Annotated in this window: 2 protein-coding genes; one reads left to right on the plus strand and one right to left on the minus strand. The window is 41.4% G+C overall.

Annotated elements, in window-relative coordinates; genetic code table 11:
• Window positions 1-2: 2 nt before the first annotated feature.
• Window positions 3-9044: a transcription initiation factor TFIID subunit 7 family protein gene (locus HRQ91_RS11230; protein WP_210119615.1), complete on the minus strand. Its 9042-nt coding sequence runs from the start codon at window positions 9042-9044 to the stop codon at window positions 3-5.
• Window positions 9045-9169: 125 nt separating this feature from the next.
• Between HRQ91_RS11230 and HRQ91_RS11235 the strand changes: the two genes are divergently transcribed.
• Window positions 9170-10405 (plus strand): tetratricopeptide repeat protein, encoded by a 1236-nt coding sequence (locus tag HRQ91_RS11235; RefSeq protein ID WP_210119616.1) that lies wholly within the window; start codon window positions 9170-9172, stop codon window positions 10403-10405.
• The last annotated feature ends 1 nt before the right edge of the window (window position 10406 follow it).

The raw sequence follows: 10406 nt of genomic DNA on the forward strand, positions 1-10406 counted from the left end.
ATCTACTCCTGCCAATTATTATAAAGTTTCAAGGGCTTAAAGTTAACAACCTTATAACCTTGTGCTTCTACCCGTTTTGGATCCAATGAATCAATTATCCCACTTTTTTTTGACCAAAACACATAATGAGTAGAATTAAATTTCTTATTATATAATTGTAGTACGCCAATACTAAAATCTTTATTCAGTGTATCAGACTTTATAGTCCCATCGAATTCTTTAGGCATGATATTATTTATTTCATATTCTTCTCTTTTCCAATTTCCATTTACATCGTATTTACCTGGATTCCCATAATGCTTATCAAGATTCAATAACTTTGCAAGACGCATACTCATTTTATTTAAATCACGGGGGACTCCTTCTTTTGTTATCCAATCATTTTTTTTCCATTCTGTTACAGCTCTTTCCAAAACTTCATCAGAAATATCTGTTATTTGTGCAAATGCATTTATCAAAACATTCGTCTGACAACTTTCAGAATTTCTTTCACCTTTAAAGTTAAATCTATCATCAAAATCTTTTTGATTACTTGGATGTTCTTTGGAAATAACATTTTTCTCTTTTTTCTGTAATAATTCATTTTGATCGCTTACAGATTTATCTAACATATTGGATTTAACAAATAGTTTTTCTGTTTTTTCTAAAAGATCTCTAATCATTTCATTTTGTTCAAAGAATTCTTTTAGCATATCCATCGTGTTCTTTGGTTCATTTGCTTCTGATTCTTTCCGTTCTTCTGTATTTTCTTTTTTCGCTTCTTGAACTTTTTTTTCTACTTCTTTTTGCTCTTCGGAATCTTCTTTTTGCTGTTCAATAGTTCCTGTTATCTCTTCCACCGCTTTTTGCCCTTCAGTTTTCTTTTCTGCATTCTCATCTTTTACAGGCTCAGGGTTCAACCCCTCTTTCTCCATCTCTTCAATTGAAGATTCTTCAGTCTCTTCCTTGCCCGTCAGTTCTTTTTCAGAGGTTTCTTCTCCCTTTTTCTCAGCTTCATAAATATTATTCGCTTTGTTTTCAGATAGCGCTACCTTTTTATCTGTCTTTAAATACTTGTTTACGATTTCTGCAGCTGTATTTATTCCTTTAAATGCACCGGCCAATTTTCCATAACTGAAGTTTGTTCCACCTGATCCTAAGCGTAAACCGGAATTTTCTCCTCCAATCGTGTATTCAAGAAGTCCTGCATGTACCTTCTGTCCATCGATGTTTAATCCCAAATCTGCGATATCAAGCACATTTATAGTCGTTCTTCCTGTTAACTTATATTCTCCATAGCTTTTTGCAACATTTCCCATAAACTCAGACATACTCATTAAATTTTCTATCTGACTACCTGTAAGTCCTGCTCCTTTGGAAAACAGCAATGTTCCGCTCTGATAACTCCTTGAGCCTAATGCTACCTGTTCTATTCCGTTTCCGACAGCACTTCCAATCCCTGCAGCTGCCGTCCCCTGCCACGTACTCCAGCTCCCCATGCTACTTTTGAAACTTGAATTGTCAAAACTTAAATTTGAAAAGTCCGTATTTACCACAGCTGTTCTTGCCGTAGTATTTGCTGCACTGACACCTGTGTCCAATGCAATTCTTGCCAGTCTGTTCGCCGTTTTGGTATACCCTGAGGCACCCAGTGAAATAGCTGTCTCTATTGTAGTCATAGCTATTTTCTTTCCGAGTTCGTTACCTATTTCCGGTGCACTCTTGTAACCGAGGCCATAATCAAGACTCGCAAATATTAACGCCGTTTGCACCTGCATTCCGGCTGCTGCAACAGCACCAATTCCAGGGGCTGCAGTGCTTACAATACACCCTGCAACATCTGTCGCAAGTTCTGCGACTATCCTTATATTAGGCGCGTTATCGCCGTCCCAGAGCTTTTGTTCCCACAGGGGTAATGCAACTTCTGCCCAGCCTTTGGCTTCTTCTCTCTGGTTTTCGTTAAAGTCAAGTAAAATTAAACCTATCTGGCCTGAACCGTATTCGCTGCGGATCGAAGCCTTAGCGATCTTTGTATCGTTTTTGCCGTCGGAGGCTTCCCCTATGTGCTCGTATATTTCTCCGCCTTCGACTGTATAAAGGCTTGCTAAGGCTTCGTTGTAATATTGCCTTTCCGCTTCGGAAAGATCTTCGAAATTTTTCCCTTTAAAACTCTTTATTTTCTCTTTTGCTTCGGAAAGCCTTTTTTGTCCTCTCTCGTCGTCTGAATCCGGCACATATTCTTTTTGTACTCCGAATATCTTTTCTCCCCATTTGGAAAGTTCAAGCTGTGCCTGTGCGACTACTGCCATAACCTGCGCCGAACCTAAGTTCAAAAGGCCTTCGATATTAAGCTCGATTGTAGGAGAAGAAGTCGTATAATTCTGATACATGCGCATGCTCTGATCGGTATAAGTTACTTTCCACACGGTAGCGCCGTCTACGACGCTTCTGCGGATGCCGTTGGGACTCCACTGATAGCCGGCTCCGAGCGCCAGCTCTTTTTCCCAATCGATCATGCCTTGGTTTGTGGAATCTATGCGTTCCATGTAGCCTTTGATTGTTTCATCAATCGTGCGCTGAGCTTGATAAGCGGCCAGCTTTGCCGAAGAAGCTTCCAGCTTCTTTTCCATGCCGTTTACGGCAAGCTGAATTTTTGAAAGGTTTACGCTTGTGTCGCCTGAAAGCATCTTTTTTTTGTATAAGCCCATGCCTTTTTCGTTAAGACGCTCTTCAAGGCTTTTCATGGCGCTTGTAAGCTTTTCAAGGCCGGTAAGTCCTAATATTTCGCTTATTGTAGCTTCGGCGTCAATCTTTATTTCTTCCATAGCGCGCATGGATTTGGCGCTTTCCATAGCTTTTTCAATCGTTTCTTCTACGCTTACGCCCGCCTGGTTAAGGGTTTTCTCGTTTGCGCCGGCCGCTGCGTTCATGTAGCTTTTATCTATCCATGCCTGTTTTGACGCCAGGAATTTTTCATAACCGTCATACCATTTAGAGCTCTTTTCTTTATACTCTTTTAAGAAGTCTTTTTTCCAGCTGTTGTATTTGACCCTCAGCTTTTCTTCGGCCTTGTTCCACTCGTTTGAAGCTGCCTTAGCGATTTCTTTCATGAGTTTTACCGTGCCGCTTTTTTCAGCCATAAACTTGTGGTAGCTGGCTTCAAGTTCTGCGGCATACACGTTTGAAAGGCTTTCATTTTTGGCCGTTTCCGCTTCCTTTACCATCCGTATAAAGCTTGTGACTGCGCTTGCGTAATAATTTTCAGTAACACGGTTTTCGTTTACAAAAAAGTTTTCTCGTTTTTCAGGATTTATATAATCTGAGTAGTGGCCTAGCAGCTTTTTGTATAAACTTTCCGTGTTTACCGTCTTATTTCCAAAGATTTCTTTGGCCTTTTTTAACAAACCTTTTTCAATCTTTTTAGCGCTTTCCGCCGTTTTTGAATAAAGAGCGTCGTATTCGTCGGAAGCGGCTTTTCTTTGCTCAATGCTTAAGCTCTTGTCGGATGCTCTTTGAGCGAGCGCTTTAAGTTTTTTTGAAGTATCTTCATCGATCTTGCATTCTTCGCTTACTTTTGCCTGATACTCCGCCTCTTTTTTCGCCTGAGAGGTTTTTGCCGTTATGTATTTTTTCTGAAGAGAAGAATATGCTTCTCTCTTTTTTGCAAGAAGGCTTGCGTTCAAGGCTTCAAGCGCTTTAAGCGCATCCGTATAGACCTCTTCGGTAAGCTCTTTTGCAAGTTCATTTATCTCGCTCTGGATTCCCGTCTTGGAATTTTGCGTCATGGATTTTATCTTTTCAATTAAGACTTCTTTAGAAACTTTTTCACTTGGAACGGAGGCGGTTCCGTACATCATCACGTTAAGTTCATCCGTTCTTGCGCTCTTTGCGCTGTAGGCGTTCCACGATTTTCCCATAACGCCAAACATCTGTGAAAAATACTCGTTCTTTAAATACCTCTGTCCTATCTTTAAATCGTGAGCTTTGTCTTCTGCAGCCGCCGCAGCTTTTCCTTTTGCGTTTCGGATTCTACCCCCCAAAATCTTCTTTAAGAAGGTATTATCATCTTTAATATCTTCCATCTTGTCTTCAAGCCGATCCAAAGCGCGCTCTTTTAACACCGTCTTCTGATAATCAAATATCTTGCCCTTAAACACACTGTCGGAATTTGTTGCAAATAAAATACATTTTGCAATGTCGCTTTCTCCTCCCCATGACATCACAGAGTTGTATGTGTTCCAAAGAATTTCCGTACGGGATCCCCTGTAGATTCCTTCAGCGTCGATTCCATGCGGATCGCCGATTCCCGTAATGTATTCTCCTTCTTCGTTGAACGGGTTGGGGCTTAACCAGCCGTTTTGTGCCATTACGCACATGGCGGCAATGGCTACGTTTTCAAAGACCTCTCTGTTAGATACCATCGAACTATACCACTTGTATAAATCATCTTCTGCCTTGGTATATTCCTCGTTGTTAATTTCGCGGTTAAATACCGTTACGGCTTTTTTTGTAAGGTATTTTCTTTGAACTTCCGCATTGCCGTCTTCTCCGCGGCGAAGTCTGACATTATAACTTCCGTCATCATTTTTAGTTACGTAAACAAGACGGTTTTCAGAATTTTCTTTAAAGAATGTTCCGCGAACAACTGCAAGTCTTCTTGTCTGGGCTTCGATTTCACAAGCTTTTAGCTCTTGTCTTTTTGAATTAAGAGTTACGTTCGCTTCATAATTTAATACGAGGCTTCTGTAATATTTTTTGTCCGCTTCGACATATGACTTAAATTCTTTTTCAATTTCAGAAGGATTATCTTCATTTGTTTTTCCTTGAAGAACTTCTTCCAAGACTTTAAGTGAAATTTCCGCCTTTTTATATGCATAATCCGCGGCGGCGGCTCTTTCCTTCGGAGTTTCATAATCGTTGTCTTCCGCGTTTCCTATATTTTCAAGGTAAACGCTCTGCGCCCAGTCGTATACCCCTTGCGCTATGCGTTTTTGAAGCCTCTTTTCATCCAACGCCTTGTACAAATCTCCTATTTCCGCCGCCTTCCGATTATATTTTTCACATTCTTCGCGCACTTTTTGCGCTGCCTTTAAATATTCTTTTTCAGCCTCGGCCGCTTCCGCCTGCGCCGCATTCAGATCTTTTTGCTTTGCGCTAACCGTTTTCACGCCGTCCCCTGTTGAAAACTGCTCGTACTGCACAGCGTACGACTTAAGGCCTTCTAAGGTTTCGTCCAGAGCCGATTTTACCTCCGCATAATTTTTATCGGCGTCGATGTTAAGAGTTTCAATTTCTTCTGCAAACAAAAGCTCTTTTTGAACATCCATGCTCTCTTCATAATTTTCAAGAATCAGATTTTGAACCGATTCAAGTATTTCCTTCATCTGAGCCCTGTCGCTTCCGCTTAAGAACTCGTCTGAAGCAAAGCCCGCCTTTATAAGATGCTCGTACCATCTGTGTTTTAGAGCGTCGTACCGGTTTAAAATATGCTGAACCATATTCATTTCAAGATTAAGCTTTACATACTCCACAACTTCCTGGTCCGAAAGATTTTTTTCAGGTCCGTATTTTTCATAAAGCCGATAGAGCTGTGAAAGCCGCTCTTTTAATGCGTTTTGATCGAAACTGTCGCCACAGAGTAAAACGTAGCGCGCGCTTTCCGCTTCTATATATGAATCGATATAATTGTCAAGTTTTATTCCCATGCCGCTTGAAAATGTAAGTCCTTCTTTTTTAAGGCTGAAAACAAAGTCCACGACCTGATTGTAAGAAGCGGCAGACGATTTTATGCGGCTCTTTTCATTTTCAAAAATCAGCTTTTCAACTTTCTTTTTTGTCTTTTCGTTATTTGCTTTTTGTTCATCGCTGTTATAAACGAGCGCTTCCTGTGCGTAAGCTTCTTTATCTCTTTCAAATGCATTTTTAAGCTCTGCGATGAACTTGTTTCTGTTAAGAATTATTTTACGGACGGACTGTGTTTTTTCATCCGCCTCGTATGCCATTTTCTGTAAAGCTTTTTTTAAATCGCTATGCATATCAGCCGGATTTCCTTCTTTCCAGCTTTCCATCTCCCTCTCAAATTCTTCATCCGTTTTTTCAAGCGCGTCTTTTATGAGAGTCAAAGCCGTACTGTCCGAATTGCTTTCTTCAAGCGCTTCGCCCAATACTTTAAGATAATTTTTCAGTTCGTTTTCGCTCTGGTTCTGCTGACCGTTCGGGTTGTTCTGTGTATTTTCGCCCGTAATGCCGTTTTTAACGATTTCTTTTTTAAACTCCGCTATCTTTTTTAAATATTCGATATACTCTTCAAGGCATTTTTTTGTCTGTACAATTTCAAATGTCTTTTCATTGTTCACATTAAGCCTGTAAAGCGAATCAAGTTCGCTTGCAAAGCTAAGAATCCGCTCGTCATTCGTAATCGAAGAAGTCTTTTCAAAGGCCTTCCCGTCGGTCAACTCCAGCTGTAAAAGTTTGTCGCAGTCTTGTATCTTTTCTTCAAGAGGAGTTACGTATTTGTTCCGCTCTTTTATGAAAACGGCCGCCTCCGTTTCCATGGCAGCCTTGTTCAGGTTCTGAAAATACTTTTTTTCTGCGGCGGCTGTTTTTGCCTGTTTTTCCTTAAACGCCTTTACAAGCGACAAGAGCTCAAGCGATACAACTTCCCTGCTTACCCCAAGCGTAACAGCCATTGCCGCATCGTACGCTTCCTTTGCTTCTTTTACCGCTTTTTCCTTTTCTTTTAAGACGGCCATTGCCGAAGCCATTTCACTTTCCGCCGTGGCAGCGTTTCTCTCAAAGCCTTCAAGCGTTTTAGCGGCTTTTTCGTATTCGTCATAAGCTGTGTTATACGCATTTTTTGCACTTATAAGCTTTGCTTCCGTCTGCTCTGCGCTTTCCCGGCTCCAATCCGTAGTCTCGGCGTACTCGTTGACTGCGTCTGCAATCTCTTTTTCTTCGCGCCTTGCCTGTAAAATCGCCTTTGCCTTAACGACTTCCGTATCAAGCTCGTTGTAAAAGTTCTCTCCTCCGATTTCCGCAACGCCCGTAAGACGGTAAAGCGCTTTCTGCGCTTCTTCTCCCTGTTTCTTCGCGGCAAGGCACTCTTTAAGCCATGAAATAAGTTCCGAACAGCTTGTGTAGTCGCTCTTTGCAGTATGCGCTTCCCGGCTTAATATTGTCTTATCGCAAACTTCATCCATGTACGCTTCTATTTCCGAATATTTTTCCTGTGATAGAAGTTCGTTTAATTTTGACGAAATTGCGCTGTAGCGGTTAAGATCCGTTAATTGACTTCTTCGACTTCGAAATGTCGCTAAAGCATTATCGATTTCGGCGCAGCACTTATCGTAATATCGTTTATCAAAGTAATAGTGAGAAGTATCGTCATCATAAGACTCACAATCTTTGTAAATCAAATTTTTCAATTCGTATATTTTTTGATTTATTACATCGTCGGATGTATCATAAGCAAATCTAAATCTCGTAGATTCAGTAAAAAGACGACCTTCATCATCATATTGATTGTCTTTGACATAACGAATCATGTAATTATTTAAAATACTTATCTGTCTGTTCCAGTCGTTTATCACGAAATTCACTGTGTTATTATATATCGCAATTGATCTGTTGACTATCTTTTGTTTCCAGTCGTCAAGTTCCGACTTGATTTTATCGATTTTTTCCTGACTTAAATTTCTGACGTCATAGTTTTTTAAATTCGAATTCCTGTTTTCCGCTAATATTTCTTCAAGCTCTTGCGGCACGGCCGTCTTCCAGTAACTGTAAAGCCCCCGATATCTGTTGCTCCAAAGTCCGCCCCACGCTTCTATTCCTTCCTTTGCAACTACCGTCAAATCTCGCGTCTTGTTGTAAAATTCAGCTTCCATCTCTGCAAGGTATCCGTTTTTTTCGGACGTTTCGCTTAGGACCGCCTTATATTCATCGAGCGTTTTTTGAATTTCCGCAAAATAATCGCGGCTTTCTTTACTAAGCTTTTCTTCCGCGCTCTTTATCTTCTCTTCAATATTTTTTTCCCACTCTTTTCTCTTTTCTTTTAAACTCCGGTAAGCCGTAAGCCAGCTTTCTTCGCTTTTGGCATATACTCCCTGCGCATTCTTCTCCCATTCGCTGCGCTCTTCAAGAAACCTCGTTTCCGCGTTTTCCCACAGCGAAAGTCCCTTGTTAAAAGCCGCCTTAAACTTTTCAAGCCATTCGTCCTGACTGCGCCCTACGGCGTCCGCTTCCTGCTCCGACAGCTGCGTTTCAAGAGACTGAAAAAGGCGGTTCATGTCTTCTTCCGTCTTTTTTGTAACCTCATCGGAAAGCTCTCTAACTACGGCTCCCGCCGCTTCCTTAGCCGCAGCATTCTTTGCCGACTTTCGGTCATACATAAGCTCTAAAAGTAACTCTCGCCCTTCTTTTTGCGCTATCAGGCTGCTTTCAACTGCAATTCGATTTTTTATTTGACTTTTTTCGTTTTTAACTTTCTCTAAGATTTCCCCTTCGCTCAAGCCGAACCGATTGTTTTGAAGCGCAAGCTCCGTATACATAAGTCCGCTATTCGCTTCCCATTCGGCGCCGTATTCTTCAATAATTCGCGCGCACTTTGCCCGCCACGCTTCTTCTTCCCGAGCGGCGCTTTCAGGATCACGGTTTTCTTCTATCCGCTCTTTTGCCGCAGCCGTTATAAGCGCTTTTAATCGGCCGTCCGTTCCGGCTTTCTGTTCTTCTTCAAGTTTTTTGCAAAGCCATTTTACGTAAGATAAGCCCGCTACGCTGTTAAAATATTTTTGTGCGCCTTGTCTTCCTTCTTCATAAGCTTTAGTATCGCTTTCTTTTATCTGAAGGTTTTCATTTTCCCACAGACTGAGCGCTTCTTCTATCCCTTTCCGGGCAGATTCTTCCCATTTTTCTTTGCTCCGCTCAAGGCTTGCGCGGTCAAGGTAGTGTTCAAGCCGAATTTTTCCGCGTTCAAGACTTCGGTTCAGTTCTTCAGCAAAACCGAACGCCCCGCTGTATATCAAGATAAAAAAGCTTGCGATGAATCTATTTAAAAAATTTTTCATACTTTCCTCCGATCTATTAATTGGAGCGATTGGAAAAATTCTGCAATTTTTTTTAGAATTTTCTCAAAAATTTTTTTCTTGAATAAATTGCGCCTTTTTAACGATCACACCAACTATTTAAAAGCATGAAAAACAAATGTCTTTTTATCATCTTCGTATCCGTTTTGCTTTTCGGCTGCGCCGAAAATTCCGCTCAAAAAACCGCTTCAACTGTCGAAGCGCAAAAGGCAACGGCACAGTCGGACGCCGCAGCCGCGGACGCTTTCGGCCGGCTCTCTCTTCAAAGCTTCTACGAAGGAGATTTGGAAACGGCTCTTTCTTACGCAGATAAAGCCTTAAAGGATAAACGCCGCGGCAAAAAGTTCGGCTATTTAAAGGCGCGCATTCTTTTAGGACAAAAAAAAGACGAAGAAGCTTTGAAACTGATGGAGAGCTCTTTTAAGGCCGTTCCGCAGGATATCACACAGGATGATTTACGCACCTACATGTTTTTGCTTGCGGATTCCGGCCGTTTTGACGATTGCCGCCGAAAGCTTGATCTTTATATTGACCGGTTCGGATATTTTGAGGGACTAGGACAATTTGCTTCGATCGTTTACGAAAACACAGGCGACTATTTTAAATCCGTTTTGTTCGCATTCTGGGATTTTGAATACGTTTCCTGCTTTGCAAATTCAATCGGCAGGAATGACATTTCAATCGACGCATTTCTTTCCAATATGGAAAAACTTGTCGCTTCCGTTAAGGGAACAAAAAAAGAGGATGAGACCTTAAAAGCCGTCCGGTGCATAGAGTTTTTATATAAAACCGACGTTGACCTTCCTCAAGTTGAATCGGATTTTTTCCTCTATAAATTTATTGCGCAAAAAAAGCAAATTCTTGAAGGGAATTGCACTGTAGACGCCGTTACGGAATATTTGAAACTTGAAAAATATTTTTCCGCATTTCCGTCGTATTATTGGAACATATATTGCGCAATAAAAGCGCAGGGAACGGAAAACCTTAAAAACTTTTCTCCTGTGCTCGAAAAGGCGATCAATACGGGCTATTCAACCGAATATTCCAGGCTCGCAAAACTTGAGCTTGCAGAATTAAACAATATTCCCAAAGAGGCAGCCCAAAAACTTTTAACTTCCGCAGAAGTTTATTCGCTCCTCGCAGGCTTTCATGCTTCAAGCGATCGCAAACTTTTGTCGCCCGTCTACGAATTGCTTGACTTGCCGGACTGCTCTTACGTTTATTCCGCCGTCGCCCAGCTCAAAGATTTCCGCACAAAAATTCCGCTCGACGCGGTTTTGAGAGAACAGTTTTTGCAAAGTTCCGGACGTTTAAAAGACAGGCTCTCATTCATTTTAAACTAGC

Origin of the sequence: Treponema parvum, assembly GCF_017893965.1 — a bacterium.
GTDB lineage: Bacteria > Spirochaetota > Spirochaetia > Treponematales > Treponemataceae > Treponema_D > Treponema_D parvum.

What these genes read in the sequence shown, in the direction of transcription:
- HRQ91_RS11230 (WP_210119615.1), bottom strand. Translation starts at nt 9,044, where the DNA reads ATGAAAAATTTTTTAAATAGATTCATCGCAAGCTTTTTTATCTTGATA.
- HRQ91_RS11235 (WP_210119616.1), top strand. Translation starts at nt 9,170, where the DNA reads ATGAAAAACAAATGTCTTTTTATCATCTTCGTATCCGTTTTGCTTTTC.